Annotated in this window: 26 protein-coding genes and 1 pseudogene; 8 read left to right on the top strand and 19 right to left on the bottom strand. The window is 66.1% G+C overall.

Annotated features, from left to right (window positions below; translation table 11 throughout):
* Positions 1-218 precede the first annotated feature (218 nt).
* Positions 219-665, bottom strand: coding sequence for a DUF4259 domain-containing protein (locus DES44_RS05215; RefSeq protein WP_170156603.1), 447 nt, complete (start codon positions 663-665; stop codon positions 219-221).
* Between the two features lie 179 nt (positions 666-844).
* Between DES44_RS05215 and DES44_RS05210 the strand changes: the two genes are divergently transcribed.
* Together DES44_RS05210 and DES44_RS05205 are read left to right on the top strand one after the other, a co-directional pair.
* On the top strand, positions 845-1,756 hold the full coding sequence (locus DES44_RS05210) for a hypothetical protein (protein WP_147306958.1): 912 nt from the start codon (positions 845-847) through the stop codon (positions 1,754-1,756).
* Between the two features lie 222 nt (positions 1,757-1,978).
* Complete coding sequence (locus tag DES44_RS05205) at positions 1,979-2,458, top strand: hypothetical protein (protein ID WP_116001309.1); 480 nt, start codon at positions 1,979-1,981, stop codon at positions 2,456-2,458.
* A gap of 297 nt (positions 2,459-2,755) precedes the next feature.
* Here DES44_RS05205 and DES44_RS05200 read toward each other — a convergent pair whose 3' ends face one another.
* From DES44_RS05200 to DES44_RS25910, 8 genes and pseudogenes are all read right to left on the bottom strand, one after another.
* On the bottom strand, positions 2,756-3,334 hold the full coding sequence (locus DES44_RS05200; protein ID WP_058935916.1) for a flavodoxin family protein: 579 nt from the start codon (positions 3,332-3,334) through the stop codon (positions 2,756-2,758).
* 223 nt (positions 3,335-3,557) lie between these two features.
* On the bottom strand, positions 3,558-4,061 hold the full coding sequence (locus DES44_RS05195) for a chemotaxis protein CheW (RefSeq protein WP_232310047.1): 504 nt from the start codon (positions 4,059-4,061) through the stop codon (positions 3,558-3,560).
* A 142-nt stretch (positions 4,062-4,203) separates the two neighbouring features.
* Complete coding sequence (locus DES44_RS25915; RefSeq protein ID WP_058935918.1) at positions 4,204-6,042, bottom strand: methyl-accepting chemotaxis protein; 1,839 nt, start codon at positions 6,040-6,042, stop codon at positions 4,204-4,206.
* A gap of 177 nt (positions 6,043-6,219) precedes the next feature.
* Complete coding sequence (locus tag DES44_RS05185) at positions 6,220-6,678, bottom strand: hypothetical protein (RefSeq protein WP_058935919.1); 459 nt, start codon at positions 6,676-6,678, stop codon at positions 6,220-6,222.
* 111 nt (positions 6,679-6,789) lie between these two features.
* Complete coding sequence (locus tag DES44_RS05180) at positions 6,790-7,200, bottom strand: hypothetical protein (RefSeq protein WP_058935920.1); 411 nt, start codon at positions 7,198-7,200, stop codon at positions 6,790-6,792.
* 115 nt (positions 7,201-7,315) lie between these two features.
* Positions 7,316-7,588: a hypothetical protein gene (locus DES44_RS05175; protein ID WP_058935921.1), complete on the bottom strand. Its 273-nt coding sequence runs from the start codon at positions 7,586-7,588 to the stop codon at positions 7,316-7,318.
* A gap of 119 nt (positions 7,589-7,707) precedes the next feature.
* Positions 7,708-9,372: pseudogene (gene choxAB / locus DES44_RS05170) on the bottom strand (cholesterol oxidase); the annotation flags it as partial.
* Between the two features lie 112 nt (positions 9,373-9,484).
* Positions 9,485-11,026: a methyl-accepting chemotaxis protein gene (locus tag DES44_RS25910; protein WP_083525731.1), complete on the bottom strand. Its 1,542-nt coding sequence runs from the start codon at positions 11,024-11,026 to the stop codon at positions 9,485-9,487.
* A 201-nt stretch (positions 11,027-11,227) separates the two neighbouring features.
* On the opposite strand from DES44_RS25910, the gene DES44_RS05160 reads away from it, so the two are divergent.
* The 3 genes from DES44_RS05160 to DES44_RS05150 all read left to right on the top strand — a co-directional run bounded on the left by DES44_RS05160 (position 11,228) and on the right by DES44_RS05150 (position 13,405).
* Positions 11,228-12,094, top strand: a complete 867-nt coding sequence (locus DES44_RS05160; protein ID WP_058935923.1) for a metal-dependent hydrolase — start codon at positions 11,228-11,230, stop codon at positions 12,092-12,094.
* Between the two features lie 111 nt (positions 12,095-12,205).
* Positions 12,206-12,610, top strand: a complete 405-nt coding sequence (locus DES44_RS05155) for a DUF3224 domain-containing protein (protein WP_058935924.1) — start codon at positions 12,206-12,208, stop codon at positions 12,608-12,610.
* Between the two features lie 102 nt (positions 12,611-12,712).
* A complete protein-coding gene (locus tag DES44_RS05150) occupies positions 12,713-13,405 on the top strand; it encodes a class I SAM-dependent methyltransferase (RefSeq protein WP_058935925.1) in 693 nt (230 codons plus the stop codon).
* Positions 13,406-13,413: 8 nt separating this feature from the next.
* Here DES44_RS05150 and DES44_RS05145 read toward each other — a convergent pair whose 3' ends face one another.
* A complete protein-coding gene (locus DES44_RS05145; RefSeq protein ID WP_058935926.1) occupies positions 13,414-13,668 on the bottom strand; it encodes a hypothetical protein in 255 nt (84 codons plus the stop codon).
* A gap of 164 nt (positions 13,669-13,832) precedes the next feature.
* On the bottom strand, positions 13,833-15,059 hold the full coding sequence (locus DES44_RS05140) for an MFS transporter (RefSeq protein ID WP_058935927.1): 1,227 nt from the start codon (positions 15,057-15,059) through the stop codon (positions 13,833-13,835).
* 69 nt (positions 15,060-15,128) lie between these two features.
* Here DES44_RS05140 and DES44_RS05135 point away from each other — a divergent pair, with 69 nt between their 5' ends.
* The 3 genes from DES44_RS05135 to DES44_RS05125 all read left to right on the top strand — a co-directional run bounded on the left by DES44_RS05135 (position 15,129) and on the right by DES44_RS05125 (position 17,588).
* Entirely contained in the window at positions 15,129-15,971 is an 843-nt protein-coding gene (locus tag DES44_RS05135) for an AraC family transcriptional regulator (RefSeq protein WP_058935928.1), read from the top strand.
* A 54-nt stretch (positions 15,972-16,025) separates the two neighbouring features.
* Complete coding sequence (gene nadA / locus DES44_RS05130) at positions 16,026-17,126, top strand: quinolinate synthase NadA (protein WP_058935929.1); 1,101 nt, start codon at positions 16,026-16,028, stop codon at positions 17,124-17,126.
* A 174-nt stretch (positions 17,127-17,300) separates the two neighbouring features.
* A complete protein-coding gene (locus DES44_RS05125; RefSeq protein ID WP_058935930.1) occupies positions 17,301-17,588 on the top strand; it encodes a late competence development ComFB family protein in 288 nt (95 codons plus the stop codon).
* Between the two features lie 10 nt (positions 17,589-17,598).
* Here the strand turns inward: DES44_RS05125 and nadB are convergent, their stop codons facing one another.
* From nadB to paaB, 8 genes are all read right to left on the bottom strand, one after another.
* Complete coding sequence (gene nadB / locus DES44_RS05120) at positions 17,599-19,212, bottom strand: L-aspartate oxidase (protein WP_058937507.1); 1,614 nt, start codon at positions 19,210-19,212, stop codon at positions 17,599-17,601.
* A 78-nt stretch (positions 19,213-19,290) separates the two neighbouring features.
* On the bottom strand, positions 19,291-21,348 hold the full coding sequence (gene paaZ / locus DES44_RS05115) for a phenylacetic acid degradation bifunctional protein PaaZ (protein ID WP_058935931.1): 2,058 nt from the start codon (positions 21,346-21,348) through the stop codon (positions 19,291-19,293).
* On the bottom strand, positions 21,345-22,502 hold the full coding sequence (locus tag DES44_RS05110) for an ABC transporter substrate-binding protein (protein ID WP_058935932.1): 1,158 nt from the start codon (positions 22,500-22,502) through the stop codon (positions 21,345-21,347). The genes paaZ and DES44_RS05110 overlap by 4 nt, the downstream gene beginning before the upstream one ends.
* Positions 22,503-22,556: 54 nt before the next feature.
* Positions 22,557-23,192: a TetR/AcrR family transcriptional regulator gene (locus DES44_RS05105; RefSeq protein ID WP_058935933.1), complete on the bottom strand. Its 636-nt coding sequence runs from the start codon at positions 23,190-23,192 to the stop codon at positions 22,557-22,559.
* Positions 23,193-23,247: 55 nt separating this feature from the next.
* Complete coding sequence (gene paaE / locus DES44_RS05100) at positions 23,248-24,327, bottom strand: 1,2-phenylacetyl-CoA epoxidase subunit PaaE (RefSeq protein ID WP_058935934.1); 1,080 nt, start codon at positions 24,325-24,327, stop codon at positions 23,248-23,250.
* An 11-nt stretch (positions 24,328-24,338) separates the two neighbouring features.
* Entirely contained in the window at positions 24,339-24,887 is a 549-nt protein-coding gene (gene paaD, locus DES44_RS05095; RefSeq protein WP_058937508.1) for a 1,2-phenylacetyl-CoA epoxidase subunit PaaD, read from the bottom strand.
* Positions 24,888-24,892: 5 nt separating this feature from the next.
* Complete coding sequence (gene paaC, locus DES44_RS05090) at positions 24,893-25,690, bottom strand: 1,2-phenylacetyl-CoA epoxidase subunit PaaC (protein ID WP_116001409.1); 798 nt, start codon at positions 25,688-25,690, stop codon at positions 24,893-24,895.
* A 51-nt stretch (positions 25,691-25,741) separates the two neighbouring features.
* Positions 25,742-26,047, bottom strand: coding sequence for a 1,2-phenylacetyl-CoA epoxidase subunit PaaB (gene paaB, locus DES44_RS05085; protein WP_058935936.1), 306 nt, complete (start codon positions 26,045-26,047; stop codon positions 25,742-25,744).
* Between the last annotated feature and the right edge of the window lie 30 nt (positions 26,048-26,077).

The raw sequence follows: 26,077 nt of genomic DNA, 5'->3' as shown, positions 1-26,077 counted from the left end.
CAGCGGAGCCAGCGGTCCAGTTGATGTCCTCCGGGCCATGCTCCTTCTTGTTGGACGGCATCAGGCCCGTGCCGATCCACAGCTGGCCGTGCTGCTGCGACAGCGTGAAGAAGTATTGGATGGCGCTGGGTGCATACCGATGTAGTCATCTCGCTTCAGCCTGAGAGCGGACTCGATGCGTGCGTCCCCCCTTACGGAGCAGCCAGCCGGGAATCGGCTTAACCCATCGACTCGCCCAGTCGTTTCAGCAAGGCCACACCATGCGATCGCCACAGGGAAAGGTCATCGAGATGAAGGCTCCACATCTCTCGCAACTCGGACTTCTCCGCCGAGAGGACGGTCCGCACCGCGCGTACCGCGAGCCCCTTGAGTTTTCTGTAGTCTGCAAGTTCTGCACGCTGGAGCCAGGCGCGCAGCTCGTCCGGCATCTTCTGCGCTGGCTTTCCAAGTGAAGCTGCGACGATCTCTGCAGCGGCAAGTGCGGACTCACCCATGAACGAATCGATCGGACCAGATTTCAGTGTCGCGCCCAGTGCGGACTCCACCAGGGCGGTGGATGGCTTCTCCAGAAATTCTCCAACCCAGTCGAGAGCACCGTCGTTATCGAAGATGCCATGCCCCCAAGATCCGGCCACCGCAACGCGGTGCGCCAGCATCGCGGCCATGCTGAACAGTACTATTCGGCGCTTCATCTTCTTCCTAACGCTTCCCCTGGGCGGAGCCATTATCCTCATCGCTCACGGATGCAACGGCACAGGAGGCTTCAGGCGGGTGAAGTAGCCCCATGATTTACCCGACACGGTCTATCCGACTAGCGGCCGTCCATATTTCACAAAATGACATCATGAAGAACTGGTTACCTGTTTTGCTATTGCTGATTTCCGGCGCTGCGGTGGCGAGTGAGCGGCCGGATACCAATCCGTGGCGACTTGGCGTTGCATCCTCAGCAGCTATGTCGGCGCGCGAAAGTGCATTCGGCGTACTGGCCGAATGCGAGAGGCGCTTCCCGGAACTGCAAGTGGCGGGCAATCAGCTCAGGACATCCTGGCTTGAACGGAACAAGGACGCGACCGACAAGCTGGCCTTGCTGGCGGAAAAACTCAAGGCACGGATCGCATCCAAGTATCCTGAAGTTGATGTCAATGCTCTACTCAGGCAGACGGATCAGGCTGCACAAAAAGCGACCGCGGAACTGGTGGCAAAAATCACCACCGGGACCCTGGAAGGCGCGCCAGCCACGCAGCAACTGAACACCTGCAAGTGGGTGTTCACCGGTATGCAGCAAGGAAAAATGGACATCCTCAACTTGCAAACGACGGCAAAACGCGTCTTGCAGGAGGACGAGATCAGCGATTTCCTGCAATCCTACAAAGGGCTGACGTACGAAGACGGTGGCGACAAATTCAGGGCTTCAGGCACGTGGATCGGAATAGCCTTCCCCTTGAACGAAACTGTAATCACGGCTGATGCTGCTGAAAGGAAGATGCACATCACCAGCAAGACCTTGGTGGCCATCAACGACAAGATCCCTCCGTTCATGAGTGAAAGCGACGAGACGCTCGCGATTGAATCGTGGGATGCCGACGCGATTCGTACCGAAGTTCAACGCGCAGGCAAGTCGCAACGCTACTTCCAGTACGTGATCAATCGACGGACCAAAGAGATCAACAAGGTATTCACGGGTGAATCACCCAAGACCCATGTGCTTGGCGATGTGAGCCAGAAGATCAACGAAGTCAAGGCGGGATTTGACTGAGCGCTGGCACTACCTTCGGCAACCATTTCCCAACTTGCGGTGTACTTTGGTCAGTTGCTTCGCGCTATGTAGCGCTTCAGGAGTGGTTGTTCGTCGCTGATACGGGCGGCGATCAAAGGCTGGACACAGAAGCTCAGCCATGGCTGCCTTATGGCAGTTCGGCCCGAGTCAGGGAATCCGGTCCGCCACAATCGGGTTCGTTTCAATCGCCCGGCATCTGTAATGAAAGTCATCGGTTCCACATCCCAGTTCGCGATGCACTTCGGAGAATCTACAGATCAACTCCGGACTGTCGAGGTCTGGGTGCAAGGCAAGAGCATCACGCCCTTCGACTCATCGGCCTACGTTCCAGGCTTTTCCGCTGCGCTGGCGCGCTCAGAGAATGCGCTCAAGAAGGATCTCAATTTTCTGAGATACGAATCACTATTTCTCGGACTGAGCGTGGAGGAAGCATTCCTCAAGCTTGCCGAGGCGAGCTCCCCCCACCTTGAGCAGGCTTGGTTGAGTCTGCGCTTCGCAGACTGGGGGCCGACAACCGATGACTTCTTGTGCTTCTTGATACCTGTCGGTGGCAGGCTGTACCTGGCGTGCCAAGAGCTATCCACTCAGGCCGTTCACGCCGCCCAAATCACTCCTGACGATCTACTTCGAGTATTGGAAGGCGCTCGCCATGAGCTATCTGCCTGCTCGAAAGCCAGCTAGTCTGTCCATTGAGCAGCGAGGGCTCCGACGACGCGTGACAGCCAAACGTTGATCGACTGTTTCCGGGCGTCGAGCTCAGCGATGCGAAGCACCGCGTCCGCTGCAAGGCAGCCGCCAGCGTGGCGATGTTGTCTTATCGCTTGGCACACCAAAGACGGTGGTGGGACCCGGAGCGCAAGACCTGTCTCTGCGACAGCAGCGCGGAAACTGATGGGGGCTGACCAGCGCCTCCCCAAATCAGGTGAGGCGAGGTCAGGTCACATCAGGGCAGGTCAGGTCAGGTCAGGTCAGACCAGCTCAGCGTGCTTGGCGCCATTTGGCCAGTTGCGCCACGCGCTGGCCCAGCAGTTCGGCGGTCTTGAGATCGCCACTGCGCGGGGCCTCGTCCACGCTGGCATCCGACGGCGAAATCGCCAGCGCACCGGCGGAGCCAGCGGTCCAGTTGATGTCCTCCGGGCCATGCTCCTTCTTGTTGGACGGCATCAGGCCCGTGCCGATCCACAGCTGGCCGTGCTGCTGCGACAGCGTGAAGAAGTATTGGATGGTGGCGTACTTGTCCCCGTTGACCGAGGCGGAGTTGGTGAAGCCTGCGGCGAAGGTGTCCTTCAAGCCCTGCTTCATCCAGAGCTTGGAGCTGGCGTCCGCAAACTTCTTGAACTGCCACGCCGGGCCGCCCATGTAGGTCGGGGAGCCGTAGATGATGGCGTCCTGCGCGGCCAGTGTGTCGGCCCAGCCGTCCAGCAGGTTTCCGTCCTGGTCGATGCGCAGCACGGTCACTTCCGTGCCATCAACGGCCGCCGCGCCGCGCTGCACGGCTTCGGCCTGCTTGACCGTATGGCCGTAGCCGCTGAAATAAACAATCGCGATCTTGGTCATGATGTTCCTGGTCGGTGGAGGGTCTCGGGACCGCACTCGTGCAGGCGCATCAGCACCGGGACGACGAGCAGCGGCGTGAAGGGGCGAGGACAAAGGCTGTCCGGCGCGCCAGCAGCGCACGCCGCCAGGAACCGGACCCGGCCAACTGTAGCGGGTACGGCAAGCCTTCGCAGGACCCAGCCCCTGTCAGCGCCGACGCGACGCTGCCACCGGACGGAACCAGTCAGTCCGCGAGCACCACCGGCGCCGTGAACAGCCCCATCTCCGGGCTCATCATCAGCGCCTGGATGTCCGTCAGGATCAGCAGCCGCTCGTCGTCGCCGCTGCCCAGGCAGCCCATGCCCAGGATGTGGCCAGCGTCCACCGCCGAGGCCAGGGTCGGCGCTGGCTTGATGTCATTCGGCGCGATGTCCAGCACGTCGGACACCGAATCGACCACCACGCCGATCACGCGGTCCATCACCGTCAGCACGATGACCACGGTGAACTCGTTGTACTGCGGCGAGCTGAAGCCCAGCTTCAGGCGCAGGTCCAGGATGGGGACGATCACCCCACGCAGATTGACCACGCCCAGCACGAAGGACGGCGCGTTGGCGATGCGGGTCGGGGCCTCGTAGCTGCGGATTTCCTGCACCGTCAGGATGTCGATGCCGTATTCCTCCTCGCCCAGCCGGAAGCTGAGGAACTCTCGCGGCAAGGGGCGCCTGGCGGCCTGCGAGGTCTGCATCAGCGCGCCAGAGGCCTGGATCAGGGCGCCCGAGGGTTGGGAGGAGCTGCTGTGTTGGACAAGAGCGTTCATGGCGTGGGATGAAGTTAGGAGGGTGAGAAGTACGCGGGGTGGTTTCCAGGGCGTGGACGGGCGCGCAGGCTCAGAAGGAGGCCCAGTCGCCGTCACCCGACTCGGCCATTGCCAGGGCGGGCTTGGGTGCGGTCACGGGGCCGGCCACCGGCTTGTTGGCCGGCTGCTTGCTGCCTGCCGCCGAAGGCTTTGCCGACTGCACGCTCGAAGGCGAGGTCGTACGCGAGGCCGACACCGAGCTCGACGACCGGGTCGGGACCGGTCGCGTCGAGGAGCTCTTGCGGGCCGCCAGCATCGAGGCATCGGCCGCTGCGGACGCCGAGGTCGCAAGCGCCTGCTTGGCGGCATGCCCCTCACGGCTCAGCGTGAACACCGCAACGGCCTCCACCAGCTGACGCGCCTGGCTGCGCAGGCTCTCCGCGGCGGCTGCGCTTTCTTCCACCAGGGCGGCATTTTGCTGGGTGGCCTGGTCCATCGAGGTGACCGCCTCCCCCACCTGCTGCACACCAGAGCTCTGCTCCGCGCTGGCGGCGGTGATTTCCGCGACGATGTCGCTGACACGCTGGATGGAGCTGACGATGTCGTCCATGGTCTTGCCGGCCTGGTCGACCAGCTGCGTGCCCTTTTCCACCTGCTCGACACTGCTGCCGATCAGCGTCTTGATTTCCTTGGCGGCCTGCGCGCTGCGCTGCGCCAGGCTGCGGACTTCCGAGGCGACCACCGCGAAACCACGGCCTTGTTCGCCGGCACGGGCCGCTTCGACCGCGGCATTCAGCGCCAGGATGTTGGTCTGGAAGGCAATGCCGTCGATGACACCGATGATGTCGCCGATCTTGCGGCTACTCTCGGAGATGCCCTGCATGGTGGACACCACCTCGCCCACCACCTGGCCGCCTTGCTTCGCGACCGAGGACGCGCCCAGCGCCAGCTGATTGGCCTGCTGGGCGCTGTCGGCGTTGTGGCGCACGGTGGTGCCCAGTTGCTCCATGGTCGCGGCGGTCTGCTGCAGCGCGCTGGCCTGCTGCTCGGTGCGGGCGGACAGGTCCTGGTTGCCTTGGGCGATCTGGGCGCTGGCGGTGGCCACGCTTTCCGAATTGCTGCGGACGTTGGAGACGACCTGCGCCAGGCTGGTCTGCATGCGGGCCAGGTTGGCCATGAGGCTGGTGGTGTCGCCGGCGGCCAGCGTGGGGGCCTCGCTCAGGTCGCCGCGGGCCACACGTTCAGCCACCGCGACGGCCAGGCTCGGCTCTGCGCCCAGTTGCTTGAACAGGCTGCGGGTGAGCAAGGTGCCCAGCACGGCCGAGACCGCGCACAGGGCCAGGCCTCCCAGGATCAGCGTGCGTGTGGTGCTGGCGCCGGTGTCCTCGAGTGCCTGGGAACGCTCGCCGAGCAGCGCCGATTCCGCTTGTGAAAACTCGGCGATGCCAGCGCGGAACGCGTCCATCGCCGCCTTGTCCTTGCCCTGCTCGAACTCCTTGAGCAGCGCTTCGGCGGTCATGCGGCCGGCATTGGTGTCACGGCGTTTGCCGGCCAGCCCTTGCGCCACCTCCAGGAAGGCCTTGTGATGCGACATCAACAGGTCCAGTCGCTTCTGCTGCGCGGCGTTGTCGGCCGTCAGGGACTTGACCTTCTCGAAATGCTCCGAGAAATCTTGCTTTCCCTTGTTGAAGGGCTCCAGGAAGCGGTCATTGCCGCTGGCCACGAAGCCGCGAAGCCCGGTTTCGATGTTGACCATGCTCAGCAGCAGCTTGTCGGCTTCAGACAGCACCTCATAGGTATGGGTGTTCCATCGGACCGTCTCCAGCAGGCGGTTCGTATTGGTCAGCGCGATCGCGATCAGCAGACCGGCCAGTGCCAGCACGGTGGCGAAGGTGGCGACAAGCTTCTTTTTGAGAGTCCAGGTGTTCATGGCGTGTAGCGGTAGGTGCAGCCGACAGGCTGGGATCGCTGACCCACTGCCAGCGTGGCCTCTACTTTGCTACATTCGCGATCAATAAATGCTTTAAATGATATTTATGAAATAAGACTCTCGTGAATTTAGACGGCTAAATGACAAATCAAAGCTGTCAAAACGCTTTCAAGGCCATCAGACCAGTTTGCGGGGCGTCCACGTTCCCGTCACCGGATTCCCGGTCGAGGCCAGCGGTGCCCGCGTTGCAAACTCGAGCGGGAAGACGTCGCGCTGCGTCAGTCCCAATTGCTTCAGCAGCCGCCGGATCTCGGCGGGCGAGTCGGAATTGCCGAACAGCAACCGTCCCTGCGTCGTCAGCAGCCCCACGGCGTTGACGTCCCAGCCCTCGGCCACGTCGCAGAACACCACCGCCGGATACACCAGCCCGCAGGGCAGCCGGATGGCGGCGGCCACGCTCAGTGAATAGCCATTCGCCGGGATGATCGGCCCGGCGCACGGTGTCACCCAGGTCTCATCCTGGTCTGGATAGTCGTCATTGCCGTCGTCGTAGACGTATTCCCAGACCGGGAATGCTTCGAGATCCTGGGCCGAGAGTTGTTCAACGGGTTTGCGGGGGGCGGACGTGGAAGTCATGCGTGGGCTGCGGGATGCGGAGAACGTAGAAGGGCTCGATTCTCCAGTGCGCGCCCAGCCCGCCACATTGCGCGTGGCTGGGCACTTCCCCTGATGGCGAGCGCTTGAATCTCAGGGCGTGGCGCTCGACAGCCCCAGGGTCGGGGGAACCGATTTACGCCGCCACCAGGCGATCAGCGCATGCAGGCCGGCGCCGGTCAGCATCAGCAGCAGCGCGCCGATGGCCCACACCACCCAGGCCAGTACCGTGAGACCGCCCGCCAGCGACGGCATGGCCTGCAGCAGGCCTTCGACCAGCAGTCCGAGCTGGCTCGCCCAGTCCGTCAAGTCTGCCGTCAGACCAGGGGGAACCCAGGGGGCGAGCCAGGCCGGCAAGGACACGGACATGCTGCCGGAAGCCATGCCGGACAAGGCCCCCGCCTGCGACACCGCCCAGACCGCCATCGCATGCACGGCCCAGGTGAACAGCGACCAAAGCGCCAGAAGCGACGCCACAATGAACCAGCTGATGCCGTAGAGCATGAGAGTCCTCCGCAATGAAGTCGAAACGACCTCAGTGTGGGCACGACGTCAAAGAGGAAAAACCAGCATTCAACAAAGCTTCTGTACGGTTTTTCCTGTCGAACCGAGGGTGGTCCTACATCGACCCGTCGTCATCCCGATTCGAATCTGCGGCCCATTGGCGCAATGCCGCCTTCTCTCGGAAGCGGATGCGGCTGTTGACGTATTTCTTGGCGCCGCGGCGCGCCTTGGCGATGCCGCGATGTCCGTTGCTGTTGTCCCCGCCCCAATGCGCGGTCACGGTGCGGTCGGCCAGCGGTGAATAGCGGGACGCCACTCCCATCGGACTGCCGGCATAGCGCTCGGAATCCTTCTGGTCGCGGACACGACGTGGGTGCTTGGTCTTCATGAACGATGGGCGGCGTGGCCGGAGGTTTCCGGCTCGACGTTCGTTGGCAGGCTTCCGGTGGCCTGTGATTGTGCCTGTGCCTGTGCCTTTGGCTGTGCCTGTGCAACGGCGCGCGAAGGCGCTTGGGCGGATGCCTGGGTCGTTGAAAAGGACCTGTCGGCGCGGGCCCCGGCAGGCGGAATGAAGGCCATGGCCCGCTCCGCCAGCGCCGTGATGGTCAGGCTGGGATTCACGCCAAGGTTGGCGGCCAGCATTGAGCCGTCCACGATGTACATGTTGCGGTAGCCGAAGACCCGGTTGCGGGCGTCACACACCCCCTCCTCGGCCGTGCGGCCCATGGCGGCCCCGCCCATGCAGTGGGCCGTCATGGGCACGTTGAAGAGAATCTCCGTGAGCGTGGTCTGGGCCACGCCACCCGTGGCACGTGCGGCCTTCACCGCGAAGGCATTGGCCGCTGGAATGAAGGTGGGGATTCGGTCCCCCTGCGTCACCAGCGTCTTGGAGAACGGCCAGTACCAGGGGCGGCGCCATCGCATGGACAGATGGCCCTCCAGCGTCTGCATGCAGAGGAAGATGACGGTTTCCTGCGCCGATCCGAAAGGCGACATCGCCCGCAAGGTCTGCACCGGGCGCGTCAGCAATTGCTTGAGCAGCGTGGCGAGCCACACCGCAATCCGGGTCGGACCTGGCCGACCCAGGGTCATCACCGTGGTCAGCAACGCCATGGCGTCCGAGCCTTTGGGGTAGCGCACGGCTTCGATGTGGGTGTGCTCGTCGATGTAGATGCCCGAGCCGATGGCAATGCCGTCGGACAGGTCCTTGCGACCGCCCGGATAACGCACCGCAATCAAGGACTCGGCATTGGTGCGCACCCGCTCGCCCAGCGCCTGGGAAATCCGCGGCAATGAACCGCGTTCACGCAGCCGGAACAGCATCTCCTGCGTGCCCAGGGACGACGCCGCCCACACCACCGAGGTAGCCCGCCAGCGCCGCTGGACGTGACCCTGGCCAGGCACCGTCGAGACCGTCTCGATGACATAACCGTCGGATCCGTCCTCCGCGCCGTCGGGCCGCACGTCCACCACGCGGGTCTCGGCAAACACCTGCGCGCCCTTGCGCTCCGCGAGGTAGAGATAGTTCTTGTCTAGCGTGTTCTTGGCATCATGCCGGCAGCCCACCATGCAGCCGCCACAGGCAATGCAGGACTTGCGGGCCGGTCCTTCGCCGTTGAAATACGGGTCGTCGTAGGTGGCGCCGGGGGGCTGCTTTGCATCCCCGAAGAAGATGCCGACTTCGGTGGGATAGAAACTCCCCTCTGCCCCCACCTCTCGCGCCATCTGCTTGAGCAGGTGATCGGCTGGGCCCAGTCGCTGATTGGTGGTCACCCCCAGCATCTGCTGGGCGCGTGCATAGTGCGCCGGCATCTCGGCATGCCAGTCGGCCAGGCCTGCCCAGGTGCCTTCCCGCCAGACGCGGTCCGGGGGCACGAGCAGCGTGTTGCCATAGGTGATGGAGCCGCCGCCCACTGCATTGCCATGCAGCACCACCACATGGCGGAAGAACTGCATATTGAAGAAGCCGCGCAGGCCCAGGCGCGGACGGTGGATCCAGCGGGCGGTGTCCCAGTTGGAGCGGGGCAGCGACTCCGGCGTCCAGCGACGCCCCTGTTCCAGCACCGCCACGCGGTAGCCCTTCTCCGCCAGCCGCAAGGCGCTGACACTGCCGCCGAAGCCGGACCCGATGATGATGAAGTCGAACTCTTCCTGAACGGGGGCAGCGGACATGGGGAACGGCGACAGGCACCGGAGTCAAGGCACTGCGGGCAGTCTATCGGCCAAGGGCCTTGCGGTGTCTCCGTGGCGATCCCGATGGTGACCGGCGCCAGACCAGATTCACTCAGCCCAGCCGGAACTGCCCCACCACGCCGTTGAGCCGTTCGGATTGCTGCCGAAGGGTTTCTGCGGCGGCGGCGGACTCTTCCACCAGCGCGGCATTCTGCTGCGTCATCCGGTCCAGCTGAGTGACCGCTTCATTGACCTGGACCAAGCCTTCACTCTGGTCGTGGCTGGCCTTGTTGATCTGCTCGATCAACTCGCTGACCGCCTTGACCTCGCCCACCAGCCGGTTCATGGTGGCCCCCGCCGCATCCACCTGGCGCGTCCCGGTCTCGGCGCCACTGACGTTGTCGGCGATGAGGGTCTTGATCTCCTGCGCGGCATCGGCGCTGCGCGTGGCCAGCATGCGGACCTCGGACGCCACCACCGCAAAGCCGCGACCATGCTCGCCGGCCCGTGCGGCCTCCACCGCCGCATTCAGGGCGAGGATGTTGGTCTGGAAGGCGATGCTGTCGATCACGCCGAGGATGTCGCCGATGCGGCGCGAACTGGCTGCAATGGCCGTCATGGTCTGGACCACGTCGCTCACGGCCCGTCCGCCTTCTCCGGCCACGGCAGAGGCACTGGCGGCCAGCACGGCGGCACGGCCGGCCGCTTCCGCATTGGCGCGAACGGTGGAGGTCAGCTGCTCCATGGTGGCCGCCGTCTCCTGCAGGCTGCCGGCCTGCTCCTCGGTGCGCTGGCTCAGGTCCATGCTGCCGGTGGCAATCTCCGAGGAGCCGGTGGCGATCAGGGCCGCGCTGTCCCGCACCTGGCCCACGATGCGCGACAGGTCGCCGGACATCTGCCGCAGCGCCGTCATCAGTTGCCCGGTCTCGTCGTTCCCACTGCCCTCGATGCGGGCGGTGAGATCTCCGGCCGCCACCGCGCGGGTGACATCCACCGCACGCGTCAAGGGCAGGGAAATGCTGTGGCCCACACGGGTGTTGAGCGTGAGCAGAATGACCGCCGCCACCACGATGGCGGCCACCAGCAGCATGCGCACCTGACGGGTGGAGGCTTCCCCGTCGGCACGGGTTTTCTCGGCCAGCGCGCCGATCAGGTCGCTGAGGGATTCCATTTCGGTTTCCAGCGCCTTGAAGTCCTTGCTGAAGGCAGGCAGGCGGGCCTCCGCGGCGGGTAGGTCCTTGAAGGCCAGGTCCACCACCTGGCCGGCACTGCTGATGTAGGCGTCCAGGCTGGTTTGGGTCTTGGCAATCGTGGCGTCGATATCGGGGCCCAGGGACAGCGCCTTGAGGGAGGCCATGTGCTCGCGGAAATCCTTGGTGTGCTCGGCCAGTTCCGAACGAACGGCCTGCTCTTCGGTGGACGCGCTTTTGGATGCGGTGCGCAGCGCCACGTACACATCCGCGCGCAGGGCGTCATGCATCATGTCCGCCTCCACCTGGCTGCGCAGTGCGGAACTGGTACGAGTCAGATCGTGCGCGACACCGTCCATTCGCTCGATGGCGGCGTATCCCAACCCTCCCACCAGCAGCACAAAAAACAAGCCCACCAGACTGAGCAGCAGCATGCGCTGCCGGATCGTGGTTGTGTGGATCATGCATACCCCCTCTTGTGGAACGTGAAGGCCCAGCCCGATCGATTGTGTCTGCTTGGGTGGCGCTCGCCTATCCCTCCAAGGCACCGGATTTGCCAGAAATCCACTCCTTCAAGGATGGCATCCCTATCACGCTTGATGGGGAGACGGGGGCTGGGAGATGCTCCGGGGCCCCTTACCAACCCACATCGCAAAGGTCAGACCATGCCACGCACCCTCTCGCTTCTTGCTGCTGCCCTGTTCATGAGCGCTCCCGCCTGGGCGCAGAGCCCGTCCACGGACCGGGTTCAAGACCCGACCCCGGAGCGCCAGGCTGGGAAGGTGCAGGGCAAGGTCCAGGTGCAGTGGCTCGGCCAGGCGGCCTTCAAGTTCACCAGCCCGGGCGGCAAGGTGATCGTGATCGATCCCTGGCTCACGACCAATCCCAAGACCCCGCCCGAATTCAAGCAACTCGACGCGCTGGGCAAGGTGGACCTGGTGCTGGTGACCCACGGTCACAACGACCATGTGGCCGATGCGCCGGCGCTGGCGAAGATGAATGACGCCCCCTTGATCGCGCCCGCAGGACTGGCCCAGACCCTGATGGCGCTGGAGGTGGCGCCCAAGGCGCAGCGCATCAACAAGAGCGGCTCACTGTCTCCGCTGGGGGACGGCATCAAGGTCACGCTGGTGCAGGCCGAGCACAGCAGCGAGTACCTGTGGAAGAACCCAGGCACCAGCAAGGACGAAGTGCATGTGGGCGGTGAGCCCGGCGGCTTCATCATCGAGTTCGAGAACGGCTTCAAGATCTGGCACATGGGCGACACCGGCGTCTTCGGCGACATGAAGCTGATTGCGCAGATGTACAAGCCCGACCTGGTGCTCATGCCCATCGGCGGGGGCCAGTTCGTGATGAACCCGGCGGATGCGGCCATGGTCACACGCGACTTCATCCAGCCCAAGACGGTGATTCCGATGCACTACGGCACCAACCCGCAGTTGCCGGGAACGCCGGAAGCGTTCATGAAGGCGCTGGGCAAGACGCGGACGCTCGTTCGGGTGATGCAGCCGGGGGAACAGCTCAGCTTTTAAGCTGGGCGGATGCGATCCGAGTGCGGATTCGCATCCCCCTAGAAATACTGTATTGGCATACAGTGGTTGCATTATGCTTGGCGGGCCCCCACACCGAGGTCCCCGCCCATCATGACTGCATCCATCGCCAAAGGCAGCTTCGACGTCCAACTCACCCAGGCTCCCGCAGCCCCAGGAACTGAGGCGGCCAAGCTGGGCCGCATGTCCCTGCGCAAGCAGTTTCATGGCGGCCTGGACGCGGTGAGTCTGGGGGAGATGCTTGGCGTCCGAACGGACATTCCAGACTCCGCCGGCTATGTCGCCATGGAGCGGGTGGAAGGCAGCCTCGCGGGCCGCAAGGGCAGCTTTGCGCTGATGCACATGGGTGAGATGAACCGCGGCAAGCAGACGCTCACCATCCGCGTCGTGCCTGACTCCGGCACGGACGAACTTGCCGGCATCAGCGGGGAGCTCAGCATCGAGATCAAGGATGGCCATCACTTCTACGAATTCCGCTATCAGTTGCCAACGCACTGAAGGTCGCAGCATCGATGCTCGGTGCGTCACTGCTCAGTGCGTCATCGATTTGTGCTTCGATGCTCGGGGCTTGACCGCTTTGTGCTTCACCCGTTTGCGCGCATGGACGACCTGACCCACGCCTTCTACGACACCTACGCGCAGCGCCTGCGGACCCATCCCGAAGCACCGCGCAGCGCCATGATGGCGCTGGCGGAGCGCTTCTTCCGTCCCGGTGACGTGGTGCTGGATGTTGGCGCCGGCAGCGGCCGGGACACGGCGGCCCTGCGCGCCTTGGGCATCCAGGCCTTCGGTGTTGAACGCAATGCGCCGATGCGCGCCCTGGCGCTGGCGACCCATCCCGAATTGGAGGGCTGCATCCGTGATGCAGGCTTGCCTGCCCTGCATCGGCCTTTCGAGGATCTGCATCCGCAAGGTTTTGATGGCGTGGTGTGCAGCGCAGTCCTGATGCACATCGGGCCAGAGGATCTGGTCGAAGCGCTCGCAGGATTGGCAGCGCTGCTCAAGCCGACCGCGCAGGGCCAGGACGGATCAAGCGGCTCAAGCGACTCAAGCACCCCCCGCGATTCACGCGGGTCGGCAGGCGTGCTGCTGCTGTCGCTTCCGGAAATGTCCCCCGACCGACTTCAGCACCACCGGGACCCGGACGGCCGGTTGTTCTTCAACCATCCGCCGTCGCAGGTCATGCACACCCTGCAGCAGCACCGGATGACGCTGGCCGCTCACGAGATCAGCGACGCTGTGCTGACCACCAGCGGCACCCGCTGGCATTCGCTGGCCTTCATTCAGGCGTAAAGACCTGCTCAGGCCGACGGGCCCTTGTCGCCCCAGCGCCAGCGCGGCGGCTCTCCCTTGAGGTAGCACACGCCCAGCAGCAGGCTGCTCACCAGGGCCACATAGGCCAGGAAGCCCCACTGCGAATCCTGCGGTGGAAACACAAAACCGCCGGCCACCAGCAGCAGGACAAAACCGACCAGCGTCGCCTGCCCTTGCCAGACTCTGGGCAAACCCCAGCCCCATCCATACCGCTTGGCTGGAAACCAGTAGGTGTTGTTCATGGCGTGCTCCCGTTGGACGTTTTGAGTCTACGCCCGAGGGTGTCAAAACGGCATCAAAAAGCGGGGACGCCGGTCCGGACAAGCCTTGCTGCCCTGAGGCTCTACGCATCAGGCCCTATGAGTCAGGCCCTACGCGTCAGGCCTGGCGCACCAAGCCCTGCACATCAGCCCCGGCGCACCAGGCTGGCCGCACCAATGCCAGCCATCAACGCCAGTGCTGCGCCCAGAAACACCGCATTGTTCCAGTGCCGATCCATCAGCGCACCGAAGATGGGCGCCGCCACCGCAAAACCGGTGTCCAGCCCCGAATACACGGTGCCATAGACCCGGCCGGTCGCGCCCGGTGGCGCGGCCTTCTTGATCAGCATGTCCCGCGAAGGACCGGCCAGGCCAGTCCCGAAACCGGCGCAGGTTGCTGCCAGCAGCGCCAGGCCGCCCGGCAACCAGCCGCTGCCGGTCAAGGCCAGCAGCACGGCGGCGCCGGTCATGGCCCATGCGATGTTGCGCTCCAGCTGCTGCGAACGCGCCACCAGGAAGCCCCCCAGCACCATGCCCACCGCGCCGGCCACCATGTAGCCAGTCACCACCCATTTGGTCACCGTCAGGTCCAGCCCATACATCGCATTGAGCGCGGGAGACGCAAAGCTCTGGATGGCGGTCAGCGCCGCGGTGGTGAAGAAGAAAAACGAGAAACACAGCCACACCGACGGCAGCCGCAGGAAGGCCATCGGATGCTCATCCGGCACCGCGGCCGCGCCGGCCTTTTGATGGGTCCATTCGCCCTGGCTGTCGTCGATGGCGTCGCGCTTGAGCGCCAGCAGCAGCATCACCAGCAAGGCCCAGGCGGCGGTTGCGGCATAGCCCAGCCGCCATTGACCGCCGGTGCCTTCGTAGATCCACAGCAGCAGCACCGGCGCCAGCGCCCAGCCGATGTTGCCGCTGATGCCATGCACCGAAAACGCATGCCCCAGCCGCGCCTGCGACACCCGCTTGTTCAGGATGGTGAAGTCCACAGGATGGAAGGGTGAATTGCCCAGCCCCGCCAGCGCCGCGGCCAGCGCCAGCCCGGCAAAGCCTTGCGCCGTGCCGGCCGCCGCCGAGGCCAGCACAAAGCAGCCCAGCGCCAGGAAGAGGATGGGCCGCGCGCCGGTGCGGTCCACCAGGAAGCCCGACAAGGCCTGCCCCACGCCGCTGATGACAAAGAAGAGGGTCACCAGCAGGCCCAGTTCCGAATAGCTCAGGCCGAATTCCCGCATGAACACGGGGAACAGCGGCGGCAGCAGCATGTGGAAGAAGTGCGAGGTGCCGTGGGCCAGACCGATCAGGCTGATGGTCTGGATGTCTCGTCTGGCGCTCTGAGCGGCGCCGATCGGCAAGGTGGCGGTGTTCATGGGCTGGATGTTGTCAGGCCTGTGCCGGCGCAATTACGATAGGCAGACAACTTCTGTCGAAATCGCGCCATGGCCGCACGACTGACCCCACTTCCCTCTGCGCTCGCCACCGCCCGGCCGCGCACCAGCGTGCCCCCGCTGGACCCCCGCCGCTATGCCCCCAGCGACGCGCGTCCGGTGCGGGCCAAGTCCCGCAGCATGGGCAGCCACATGGACATCCAGGCCCACCGTCACGACTGGGGCCAGTTCGTCTTCTCGGTCAGCGGCGTGGTGCGGGTGAACACCGAACGGGCCACCTTCCTGCTGCCGCCGTCCCGCGCCGTGTGGATTCCCGCTGGGGTGGAACATGCGGTGACCGCGGTGGAGCGCTGCGAGCTGCGCACCCTCTACCTGCACCGTCCGCCCTGCCAGAACGCTGTCTGGCAGGACAACCGCGTGCTGGAAGTCTCGCCGCTGCTGCGGGAACTGGTGGTGCAACTGGCGCTGGACGAAGTGCAGCTGGACAGCACCATCGGCGATCGCGAGCAGTGGCTGGCCCATCTGATCCTGGACGAGATCCGCCGCGCCCGCAGCCTGCGCCTGGGTGTGGACCTGCCCACCGACAAGCGCCTGCGCCGTCTCTGCGAAGCGGTGCTGGAGCATCCGCAGCGATTCGACACGCTGGAGGACTGGTCGGCGCTGGTGGGCGCCAGCGCGCGCACCGTCTCGCGCCTGTTCCGGCAGGAACTGGGCAGCAGCTATGCGCAGTGGCGCCAGCAGGCGCTGCTGGCCGAAGCCCTGCGCCTGGCCGCCCAGCGCAAGCCGATGGGGGTGATCGCCAGCGAGCTGGGCTACGCCAGCGCCAGCGCGTTCTCCGCGATGGTCACGCGCACGGTCGGCATGCCGCCCAGCCGTTTCTTCGAACAAGTGTGAAGCCCTCAAGACCTCAGTCCGTCACGGGCCTGCGGATTCCCTAGAATCCGCCTCATGGATCAGGTATTGCTCGATTTCGACCGCCAGGACGCCCAAGGCGCCACCTGCACCGCCCAGGCCTGGGCCAAGGTGCCGGCACCGCTCACGCCCACCCAGCGACAGTCCCTCAAGCAGCGCGCCAAGGAGCTGCTCGCCGCCAAAGGCGCCGTGCTCGTGGCCCATTACTACGTGGATGGGGACCTGCAGGACCTGGCGCAGGAAACCGGCGGCATCGTCTCCGATTCCCTGGAGATGGCCCGCTTCGGCCGCGACCATGCCGCCAGCACCCTGGTGGTGGCCGGCGTGCGCTTCATGGGCGAGACCGCCAAGATCCTCAGCCCCGAAAAACGGGTGCTGATGCCCGACCTGGACGCCACCTGCTCGCTGGACCTGGGCTGCCCTCCGGACGCGTTCAACGCTTTCTGCGACGCCCATCCGGACCGCACCGTGGTGGTCTATGCCAACACCAGCGCTGCGGTGAAGGCGCGGGCGGACTGGATGGTCACCAGCTCCTGCGCGCTGGAGATCGTCTCCGAACTCAAGGCCCGCGGCGAAAAGATCATCTGGGCCCCGGACCGCCATCTGGGCCGCTACATCCAGGACCAGACCGGCGCGGACATGCTGATGTGGAACGGCGCCTGCATCGTGCACGACGAATTCAAGGGGCTGGAGCTGGAGCTGCTGCGCGAGCAGCATCCGGACGCGCTGATCCTCGTCCACCCCGAGTCCCCGGCGTCGGTCGTGGCGCAGGCGGATGTGGTGGGCTCCACCTCCGCGCTGATCAAGGCCGTGGTGGAAGGCAAGGCCCGCGAATACGTGGTGGCCACGGACAACGGCATCCTGCACCGCATGCGTCAGCTGGCGCCGGACAAGGTGCTGATCGAAGCCCCGACGGCCGGCAACAGCGCCACCTGCAAGAGCTGCGCGCACTGCCCCTGGATGGCCATGAACGGCCTGCAGGGCGTGGTGGACTGCCTGGAGCGGGGCCTGGGCGAGATCCAGGTGGCCGAACCGGTGCGGGGGCAGGCGCTGTCCTGCATCACCCGCATGCTGGACTTCACCGCGGCGCTGAAGGCCAAGGCGTCCGGGATGACGCCGGGCATCGGCGCCGCCTGAGCCGCAGGTCCGCCTCAAGCATCAGACCGCAAGGCGCCACGCCAGGCCACGCCACGTCTCAGCCGACGCGCCCCACCCCGCCCGAACGAGCGTTCGGCGGGGCTTTCCAGACCGGCGGTCCCGCCTCTATGCTGGGGGCATCGCTGCCCCGGCGCAGCATCGACGAGACCCGCCATGGATTTCAGCTCGCTCTACAACCACCACGAACGGGATGTGTTTGCTGCGGTGATGGAGACCGCGCCCACCTACCCCGCCATCGAGGCCGATCCTGAACTGATGGCCGACGTGGCCTGCGTCGCGCTGAACCGCCTGCCGCCGCGCTACATCCGGCATGCGGTGGACTATTCGTTCTACCTCACCGAGCAGGAACGGCACGACGTGGACGCCGCCATCAAGGAAGCGGTGAGCTACGCCTTCGAGTTCGTGCAGGGCCGCAGCGTGCTGCGGAGCAAGCAGAAGTAGCCGTCCGCCCTCAGCGGTTACCCGTCCCCTTGACCAGCACCGTCGGCAGGCTCGCCGGCAGGGTGCGCGGGTAGTCGCGGCTGAAGTGCAGCCCGCGGCTCTCATGCCGCAGCAGGGCCGAGCGCACAATCAGCTCGGCGCAATCCACCAGGTTGCGCAGTTCCAGCAGGTCACGGCTGACGCGGAAGTTGGCGTAGTAGTCGTCGATCTCGCCGCGCAGCAGGTCGATGCGGTGCAGCGCCCGCTCCAGCCGCTTGGTCGTGCGCACGATGCCGACGTAGTTCCACATCAGCAGGCGCAATTCGTCCCAGTTGTGGGAGATCACCACCTGCTCGTCCGCATTCTCGACCTGGCTTTCGTCCCAGGCGGGCAGCGGGGCCGGCTCCAGCGGCGCTTCGCCCAAAATGTCGTCCGCACAGGTGCGACCCAGCACCACGCACTCCAGCAGCGAATTGCTGGCCAGGCGGTTGGCCCCGTGCAGGCCGCTGTAGGCGGTCTCGCCGACGGCATACAGCCCGGGCAGGTCGGCCCGTCCGCGCAGGTCGGCCACCACGCCGCCGCAGGTGAAGTGCACCGCCGGCACCACCGGGATCGGCTGGCGGGCGATGTCGATGCCCAGCGCCAGGCAGCGGGCATGCACCGTCGGGAAATGCTCCTTCAGGAAGGCTTCGCCCAGATGGGTGGCGTCCAGCCAGACATGGTCCAGGCCGTGTTTCTTCATCTCGAAGTCGATGGCGCGGGCCACCACATCGCGGGGCGCCAGTTCCATGCGGGCATCGTGCGACGCCATGAAACGGGTGCCGTCCGGCAGCTTCAGGTGGCCGCCTTCTCCCCGCAGCGCCTCGGTGATGAGGAAACTGCGCTCCTGCGGGTGATACAGGCAGGTGGGATGGAACTGGATGAACTCCATGTTGGCGATGCGGCAGCCCGCCCGCCAGGCCATCGCGATGCCGTCGCCGGTGGAGGTGTCCGGATTGGTGGTGTAGCGGTAGACCTTGCCGGCGCCGCCGGTGGCCATGACCACCGCGCGGGCGGCAATCGCCTCCACCCGCTGCGCATCCATGTCCAGCGCATACAGGCCATAGCAGCGGGACGGCTCGTCGCGCTGCACATGGCGGGAGGTGATCAGGTCCAGCGCCATCCAGCGCTGGCGCAGCTCGATGTTGGGATGGGCCCGCGCCTTGTCCAGCAGCGCGTCGTGGATGGCCTTGCCGGTGGCATCGGCGGCATGGGCGATGCGGCGCACCGCATGGCCGCCTTCGCGCGTCAGGTGCAGGCCCAGCGGGCCCTGCTCGTCGGCGGTGAAGGGCACGCCCTGCCCCACCAGCCAGCCCACCGCATCGGCGCTGCGCTCGGCAATAAAACGGGCCGTGGCCTCGTCCACCAGGCCGGCGCCGGCTTCCTGGGTGTCCCGCACATGGCTGTCGATGCTGTCGTCGCGGCCCAGCACGCCGACGATGCCGCCCTGGGCCCAGGCGGTGGCCGCCTCGGTGAGCTCACGCTTGGCCAGCACGATCACCGGGCAGGTGTCCGCCAGATGCAACGCCACGGTCAGACCGGCCAGGCCGGCCCCCACGATCACGACCGGGGCCTGGGGCGCAGCGGTCCGAACAGCAGCAGTCATCGTCATCGCCCGTTCATCAGGGCGTCATCGCTTGGGAGCTGGCGATTCTAGGTCTGCTGCGCGCGTCCCGCTGGCACGTCATGCCTGCGGCCGTTTGGCCACCAGGGTCAGGATGTCGTAGCTGGCCACCAGCTCGCCATGCTGGTTGGTCACCTGCACGTCCCAGGCCACCACGCCTTGCGGCGGCTGGTCGGGGCGGTTGCCGCGGTCGATGCGGCGCTTGCAGGTCAGCCGCGCCTGGATGGTGTCGCCAATGGCCACCGGATTGACGAAGCGCAGCGTGTCCAGCCCGTAGTTGGCCAGCACCGGCCCCGGCGCGGGCGACACGAACAAACCGGCCGCCGCCGACAGCACGAAGTAGCCATGCGCGATGCGCTTGCCGAATTGCGTGTCCTTGGCGGCCACCTCGTCGAAGTGCATGTAGAAGTAGTCGCCGGAGATGCCGCCGAAATTCACGATGTCCGCCTCGGACACGGTGCGTCGGTGGGTCAGCAGGGAGTCGCCGACCTGGATCTCCTCGAAATACTTGCGGAACGGATGCACCGCCTCCTCGCGCACCGCGCCGCCCCGCACGTATTCACCGGTGATGGCGGTGAGCATGGTGGGCGAGCCTTGCACCGCGCAGCGCTGCAGGTAGTGCTTCACCGCACGGATGCCCCCCAGTTCTTCGCCGCCACCGGCGCGGCCCGGGCCGCCGTGCTTGAGCATCGGCAGCGGGGAGCCGTGACCGGTGGATTCGGGCGCGGCTTCGCGGTCCAGCACCAGCAGGCGACCGTGGAAGGCGGCCGCATGCAGCACGGCCTGGGCCGCCAGCGCCGGCGTGTGGGTGACGACCGAGCCGACCAGGGAGCCGCGCCCCTTGGCCGCCAGGGCCAGCGCTTCGTCGAAATCGGTGTAGGTCATCAGCGTGGACACCGGCCCGAAGGCCTCGACGCTGTGCACCGCCTCGTTGTGCAGGGCATCGCGGCACAGCAGCAGGGTCGGCGCGAAGAAGGCCCCGTCGCCGACGCCTTCGCCCACCGGCGCAAAACCGTCGCGCTCACCGAAGAGGATCTCGTTCCCACGCGCCAGCTGCGCCAGCCGTTCGGCCACATCGGCCTGCTGCGCCTTGGAAGCCAGGGCGCCCATGCGCACGCCCTCGATGGCGGGGTCGCCCACCTTGGTTTTGGCCAGCCGCTCGCGCAGGGCCGAGGCCACCGCATCCACCAGAGACGCCGGCACGATGGCGCGCCGGATGGCGGTGCACTTCTGGCCGGCCTTGGCGCTCATCTCGCGGTGGACCTCCTTCACGAAGAGGTCGAACTCGGGGTCGCCGGGCTGCACGTCAGGCGCCAGGATGGCGCAGTTCAGGCTGTCCGCTTCCGCATTGAAGGGCACGCTGCGACGCACCAGGTTGGCATTGACCCGCAGTTGCGCGGCCGTGTCCGCCGACCCGGTGAAGGTCACCACGTCGGTCTCCAGCAAACGGTCCAGCAGGTCCCCCGAGGCGCCGATCACCAGCTGCAAGGCGCCGGCCGGCAGCAGGCCGGACTCTTCGATCAAACGCACGCACGCCTCGGCCACATAGCTGGTGGCCGTGGCCGGCTTGACGATGCAGGGCATGCCCGCCACGAAGCTGGGGGCGAACTTCTCCAGCATCCCCCACATCGGGAAATTGAAGGCATTGATGTGGACCGCTACACCTCGGCGCGGCACCAGCACATGGGTGCCCATGAACTGGCCCTGCTTGCCCAGCGGCGTGGCCGGGCCTTCATGCACCACATTGCTGGAGGGCAGTTCGCGCCGCCCCATCGAGGCGTAGGCGAACAAGGTGCCGATGCCGCCTTCGATGTCGATCCAGGAATCGGCCCGCGTGGCGCCGGTGTGCGCGGAGATGGCGTAGAGGGCCTCCTTGCGCTCCATCAGGTAGGTGGCCAGCGCCTTGAGCAAGGCGGCCCGCTGTTGATAGTCCAGCGCCAGCAGCGACGGCAGCGCCTGGCGCCGCGCGAAGTCCAGGCTTTCGCCGAAGTCGATCTCTTCCGCATGGGTCTGGGCCACCAGCCGGCCGTTGACCGCGCTGTGCAGGCCGCGTGCAGCGGTGCTGCCGACCCAGCGGCCGGCGATGAGACTTTGCAGGACGGGAGAAGAGATGCTCATGGCTGATACTTCCAGGTGCCGTTGTCGATCTTGACCATCACGCGGGCGCGCTGGTCCAGGCCCAGATGGTCGTTGGGCGACATGGTGAACACACCGTGCGCGCCCGGCAGTTCCTTGACGCCCTCCAGCGCGTCCCGCAAGGCGGCGCGGAACTGGGGCGTGCCCGGCTGCGCCTTCTTCAGGGCCACCGGAATGGCCGCCTGCAGCAGCAGGCCCGCATCCCAGGCATGACCGCCGAAGGTGGACACGCTGCCTTTGCCGAAGGCGGCTTCATATTTGGTCACGTACTCCTTGGCGCTCTTGCGGGCCGGATGGTCCGCCGGCAGCTGGTCCACCACCAGCACCGGGCCGGCCGGCAGGAAGGTGCCTTCCACGTCCTTGCCGCCGATACGCAGGAAGTCGTTGTTGGCCACGCCATGGGTCTGATAGAACTTGCCGGCGTAGCCGCGTTCCTTCAGCGTCTTTTGTGGCAGCGCCGCCGGCGTGCCACTGCCGCCCACCAGCACCGCATCCGGGCGGGCCGCCATGATCTTGAGCACCTGCCCGGTCACTGACGTGTCGGTGCGGTTGTAGCGCTCATTGGCCACCACGCTCAGGCCCTTGCTGGCGGCCACCTTGTTGAATTCCCCATACCAGCCTTCGCCATACGCATCCGCAAAGCCGATGTAGGCGACCGTCTTCACCCCTTGCGCCTGCATGTGGCTGGCAATGGCCAGGGCCATCATGATGTCGTTCTGCGGCGTCTTGAAGACCCACTTGCGCTTGGCATCCATCGGCTCGACGATGCGGGCCGACGCGGCCATCGAGATCATCGGCACCTGGGCTTCGGACACTGCATCGATCATCGCCAGCGAATTGGGCGTGACGGTGGAGCCGACCACCACATCCACCTTGTGCTCGGTGATGAGCTTGCGGGTGTTGGCCACCGCCGTGGTGGTGTCGGACGCGTCGTCCAGGATGATGTAGTTGACCTTCTGCCCGCCGATGCTGGTGGGCATCAGGCTGAAGGTGTTCTTCTCCGGAATGCCGAGCGAGGCGGCCGGGCCCGTGGCCGACACGCTCACCCCGACATTGATGTCGGCCTGCGCCGTGCCGCCCCACCCGAGCAGGGCAGCGCCGGCCAGCGCCAGCAGGGTCTTCTCGATGCGTTTCATGTTGTCTCCTTGGAATGGGTTTTGGGAACGCAAGGGAAAAAAGATCAGGGTCCGTCAGGAAAGGGGGACCGCGGCCTGGCCCTGGGCCGCTTCCTCGGCCTTCACCGCGCCCAGGCCGCCGAAGAACAGGTCGGCCACCATCGGCGCCATGGCCTCATAAGTCAGCGCACCGTCGGGCCGCAGCCAGGTGAAGGTCCAGTTGATCATGCCGAACAGCAGCATGGTCAAGGGTTTGTGCAGATGGACGTCCCGCAACTCCGGCCGCAGGGTCGCCACCGCTTCGGCAAACCGCGACACCACCTGCCGTTCCACCTCGATCAGGGGCGCGCGGTGAGCCTCGTCCAGGAACTTCATGTCCTCGGTCAGCACCCGGTGCTGGAACTGGGCCTCGCCGTAGGCCCGCACGAAGCTCAGGATCAGCGCCCGCAGATGCTCCTGCGGCGACAACTGCCGGGACGAGACCTCCTCCACCAGATCCGCCAGATGCTGCAGGTGGGTCTGGCAGATCAGGGCCAGCAGCTCATGCTTGTCCCGCACGTAGTGGTAGAGCGTGGGCTTGGAGACCGCACAGGCCTCGGCCACCTGGTTCATCGAGGTGGCGGCAAAGCCGTGGGTGGCAAACAGCCGTGCAGCCTGGGCGAGGATCTCCTCGCGGCTGGCATCAAATCCGGGGGCGCGTCCGCGGGCCATCGTGGTGCTTTGAGTTCAGAAAGTCCGCAAGCCTAGCAGCGCGCGCGGCGCCGGTTCAGCGCTCATCAAAGGAGATCACCACCCGCGGCGTCAGCGCATGGGCCTGGCAGCTGAGGATGAAACCGGCGGCCACCTCGTGCTTCTCCAGGGCGAAGTTCTTGACCATGCGCACTTCGCCTTCCAGCAGCTTGCAGCGGCAGGTGGAGCAGACGCCGGACTTGCAGGAATACGGCACGTCCATGCCAGCGCGGGCGGCGGCATCCAGCAGGCTGGGGTCGCTGCGGCGGAAGTCGATCTCGCGGGAGACACCGTCGCGGATGACCACCACCCGGGCCGCTTCCGCATCCTGCTCCAGCACCGCGTGGGGCGCGGGCCGGCCCTGCTGCATCTCGGGGGTGCCGAAGCGTTCAATGTGGATGCGCGCTTCCGGCACACCCGCCTCGCGCAGCGCGGCCTCCGCCTGCTCGTTCATCTCGAACGGGCCGCAGATGAAGACCTGGTCAATGCCGGCAGCCGGCACCGGGCCGCGCAGGAAGTCGGCCAGCTTGGCCTGGTCCAGCCGGCCCTGCATCAGCGGCGAATCCACATGCTCGCGGGAGAACACATGGTGCAGCGACACGCGGGTCAGGTAGCGGTTCTTCAGGTCTTCCAGTTCTTCCTTGAACATGGCGCTGGCCGGGCGGCGGTTGCCATAGATCAGGGTGAAGCGGCTGTGCGGCTCCTGGGCCAGCACCGTTTTCATGATGGACAGGATGGGCGTGATGCCGGAGCCCGCCGCAATGCCCAGGTAGTGACGCTGCAGCGACGGGTCCACCGGCACGAAGAAACGGCCCTGCGGCGGGAACACCTGCACGGTGTCGCCGGGCTGCAGCCGGTCATGCACCCAGCTGGAGAAAGCCCCGCCGGCGACATGCCGCACGCCCACCCGCAGCTCCCCATCGTCCACACCGGCGCAGATGGAGTAGGAGCGGCGCAGGTCCTGCCCGTCCACCTCACTGCGCAGGGTCAGGTACTGGCCCTGGGTGAAGCGGAAGGTGTCGCGCAGGGACTCGGGCACCTCGAAGGACAGCACCACCGCATCGTCGGTGTCCTGGTGCTTGGCGCGCAGGCGCAGGGGGTGGAAGTGCAGGCTCATGATGGACAGGGCTACAGCGGCTTGAAGAATTCGAAGGGCTCGCGGCAGGCGAGACAGCGGTAGAGGGACTTGCAGGCGGTGCTGCCAAAGGCGGAGAGGCGCTCGGTGTGGGCACTGCCGCAGCGCGGGCAGGCGACCGGGTCGGCCACCGCCGCGCTCGGGCGACGCACCAGGCGGATGGGGACGGCCTGGACCCCATCCCCGGCTTCCCCGCCTTCGCGGTGCACACGTCCGGGCGGTGCGATGCCGTACGCCCGCAGCTTCTCGCGGCCTTCCGGGGTGATCCAGTCCGTGGTCCAGGCAGGTGCGCGGCGCAGGGTCACCGTCACCGTGCCAAAGCGCGACAGCGACTCGCGCACCTGCTGCTCGATGGCTTCAGTGGCCGGGCAGCCGGAGTAGGTCGGCGTCAGCACCACCTCCACACCATCGGCAGTCTCGAGCAGATCACGCACGATGCCCAGCTCCACCAGCGAGATGGCGGGCACTTCCGGGTCCGGCACCTGGGCCAGCACCTCCCACGCCGCGGAGAGGCGGCCACAGCCCTGGTCGTGCGCCTGCATCGCGTTCACCACACGCCGCCGGGATAAGTGCGCTGCAGATGCTGCATGGTGGCCAGCATGTGGCCCATGTGCTCGCTGTGCACGCCCTGACGACCGGCGTAGACATGGGGCGTGTCCTGCGGGCGCGGCAGTCCGGCGTCGGCCAGCACGGCGGCCATGGCGGCGTCCCAGTCGTCCCGCAGCTCGGACCAGGCGGGGCCCAAGCCCGACGCCACCGCAGCGGCATCCACCGCATCCGAGGCGAACAGCTCGCCGACATACGGCCACAGCTGGGTCAGCGCCGCCTGCATCCGGCGGGTCGATTCCTCGGTGCCGTCGCCCAGTCGCACCACCCAGTCGGCTGCATGCTGCTGGTGGTATTGCACTTCCTTGACCGCCTTGGCGGCGATGGCGGCGACTTCCGCATCGCTGGAGTCGCGCAGCCGGTCCCACAGCGACAGCAGCCAGCAGGCGGCCATCAGGTTGCGCAGCTGGGTGAAGGCAAAGTCGCCGCGCGGCAGCTCCATCAGCACCGGGTTGAGGAAGTGGCGCTCTTCCCGCAGGTAGGCCAGTTGGTCTTCATCCGCCGCCTGGCGGTGCCCTGGGGCCTGCGCTTCAGACGCGGCCTGCAACTGCCCCGCCCGGGTCAGCAGCGCACGGGCCTGGCCCAGCAGGTCCAGCGCGATGTTGCCCAGCGCCAGGTCCTCTTCCAGCATCGGCGCGTGGCCACACCATTCCGACAGCCGGTGCGACAGCACCAGACAGGCGTCCCCGATGCGCAGCACATACTGCGCACCGGCATCCGTCACCACGGGAGCAAGCATCTTCACCTCGGCATTCATGACTTCTGGCGTTCTGGGTGCGGCCTCAGGCCGTCACATGTGGTCGAGTTCCTTGGGCAACTCGTAGAAGGTGGGATGGCGGTAGACCTTGTCCTCCATCGGATCGAAGTACATCGACTTCTCCCCGGGGTCGGACGCCACGATGGCGGACGACGGCACCACCCAGATGCTCACGCCTTCCTGGCGGCGGGTGTAGACATCGCGCGCCATCTGCAGCGCCATGGCCGAATCGGGCGCATGCAGGCTGCCGCAGTGCTTGTGGTCCAGGCCCGCCTTGCTGCGGACAAACACTTCCCACAGCGGCCATTCCTGGGCGCCGGTCTGTTGGTTGAGGCTCATGATGAGGTTCCGGAGGTGAAGAGGGAGGCC

The organism is Roseateles depolymerans (genome assembly GCF_003387155.1).
In the GTDB taxonomy this organism is placed as follows: domain Bacteria; phylum Pseudomonadota; class Gammaproteobacteria; order Burkholderiales; family Burkholderiaceae_C; genus Roseateles; species Roseateles depolymerans.
Note: the sequence above shows the minus strand (reverse complement) of the source record. Positions and strands in the feature narration are given on the sequence as shown.

What these genes read in the sequence shown, in the direction of transcription:
- DES44_RS05110 (WP_058935932.1), bottom strand. Translation starts at nt 22,502, where the DNA reads ATGAAACGCATCGAGAAGACCCTGCTGGCGCTGGCCGGCGCTGCCCTG.
- DES44_RS25910 (WP_083525731.1), bottom strand. Translation starts at nt 11,026, where the DNA reads ATGATCCACACAACCACGATCCGGCAGCGCATGCTGCTGCTCAGTCTG.
- DES44_RS05185 (WP_058935919.1), bottom strand. Translation starts at nt 6,678, where the DNA reads ATGACTTCCACGTCCGCCCCCCGCAAACCCGTTGAACAACTCTCGGCC.
- paaE (WP_058935934.1), bottom strand. Translation starts at nt 24,327, where the DNA reads ATGAGCCTGCACTTCCACCCCCTGCGCCTGCGCGCCAAGCACCAGGAC.
- DES44_RS05145 (WP_058935926.1), bottom strand. Translation starts at nt 13,668, where the DNA reads ATGAACAACACCTACTGGTTTCCAGCCAAGCGGTATGGATGGGGCTGG.
- DES44_RS05135 (WP_058935928.1), top strand. Translation starts at nt 15,129, where the DNA reads ATGGCCGCACGACTGACCCCACTTCCCTCTGCGCTCGCCACCGCCCGG.
- DES44_RS05200 (WP_058935916.1), bottom strand. Translation starts at nt 3,334, where the DNA reads ATGACCAAGATCGCGATTGTTTATTTCAGCGGCTACGGCCATACGGTC.
- DES44_RS05125 (WP_058935930.1), top strand. Translation starts at nt 17,301, where the DNA reads ATGGATTTCAGCTCGCTCTACAACCACCACGAACGGGATGTGTTTGCT.
- paaZ (WP_058935931.1), bottom strand. Translation starts at nt 21,348, where the DNA reads ATGAGCATCTCTTCTCCCGTCCTGCAAAGTCTCATCGCCGGCCGCTGG.
- DES44_RS05205 (WP_116001309.1), top strand. Translation starts at nt 1,979, where the DNA reads ATGAAAGTCATCGGTTCCACATCCCAGTTCGCGATGCACTTCGGAGAA.
- nadA (WP_058935929.1), top strand. Translation starts at nt 16,026, where the DNA reads ATGGATCAGGTATTGCTCGATTTCGACCGCCAGGACGCCCAAGGCGCC.
- DES44_RS25915 (WP_058935918.1), bottom strand. Translation starts at nt 6,042, where the DNA reads ATGAACACCTGGACTCTCAAAAAGAAGCTTGTCGCCACCTTCGCCACC.
- DES44_RS05210 (WP_147306958.1), top strand. Translation starts at nt 845, where the DNA reads ATGAAGAACTGGTTACCTGTTTTGCTATTGCTGATTTCCGGCGCTGCG.
- DES44_RS05155 (WP_058935924.1), top strand. Translation starts at nt 12,206, where the DNA reads ATGACTGCATCCATCGCCAAAGGCAGCTTCGACGTCCAACTCACCCAG.
- DES44_RS05215 (WP_170156603.1), bottom strand. Translation starts at nt 665, where the DNA reads ATGGCCGCGATGCTGGCGCACCGCGTTGCGGTGGCCGGATCTTGGGGG.
- DES44_RS05175 (WP_058935921.1), bottom strand. Translation starts at nt 7,588, where the DNA reads ATGAAGACCAAGCACCCACGTCGTGTCCGCGACCAGAAGGATTCCGAG.
- DES44_RS05180 (WP_058935920.1), bottom strand. Translation starts at nt 7,200, where the DNA reads ATGCTCTACGGCATCAGCTGGTTCATTGTGGCGTCGCTTCTGGCGCTT.
- DES44_RS05195 (WP_232310047.1), bottom strand. Translation starts at nt 4,061, where the DNA reads ATGCAGACCTCGCAGGCCGCCAGGCGCCCCTTGCCGCGAGAGTTCCTC.
- paaB (WP_058935936.1), bottom strand. Translation starts at nt 26,047, where the DNA reads ATGAGCCTCAACCAACAGACCGGCGCCCAGGAATGGCCGCTGTGGGAA.
- DES44_RS05160 (WP_058935923.1), top strand. Translation starts at nt 11,228, where the DNA reads ATGCCACGCACCCTCTCGCTTCTTGCTGCTGCCCTGTTCATGAGCGCT.
- paaC (WP_116001409.1), bottom strand. Translation starts at nt 25,690, where the DNA reads ATGCTTGCTCCCGTGGTGACGGATGCCGGTGCGCAGTATGTGCTGCGC.
- paaD (WP_058937508.1), bottom strand. Translation starts at nt 24,887, where the DNA reads ATGCAGGCGCACGACCAGGGCTGTGGCCGCCTCTCCGCGGCGTGGGAG.
- DES44_RS05140 (WP_058935927.1), bottom strand. Translation starts at nt 15,059, where the DNA reads ATGAACACCGCCACCTTGCCGATCGGCGCCGCTCAGAGCGCCAGACGA.
- DES44_RS05105 (WP_058935933.1), bottom strand. Translation starts at nt 23,192, where the DNA reads ATGGCCCGCGGACGCGCCCCCGGATTTGATGCCAGCCGCGAGGAGATC.
- DES44_RS05150 (WP_058935925.1), top strand. Translation starts at nt 12,713, where the DNA reads ATGGACGACCTGACCCACGCCTTCTACGACACCTACGCGCAGCGCCTG.
- nadB (WP_058937507.1), bottom strand. Translation starts at nt 19,212, where the DNA reads ATGACTGCTGCTGTTCGGACCGCTGCGCCCCAGGCCCCGGTCGTGATC.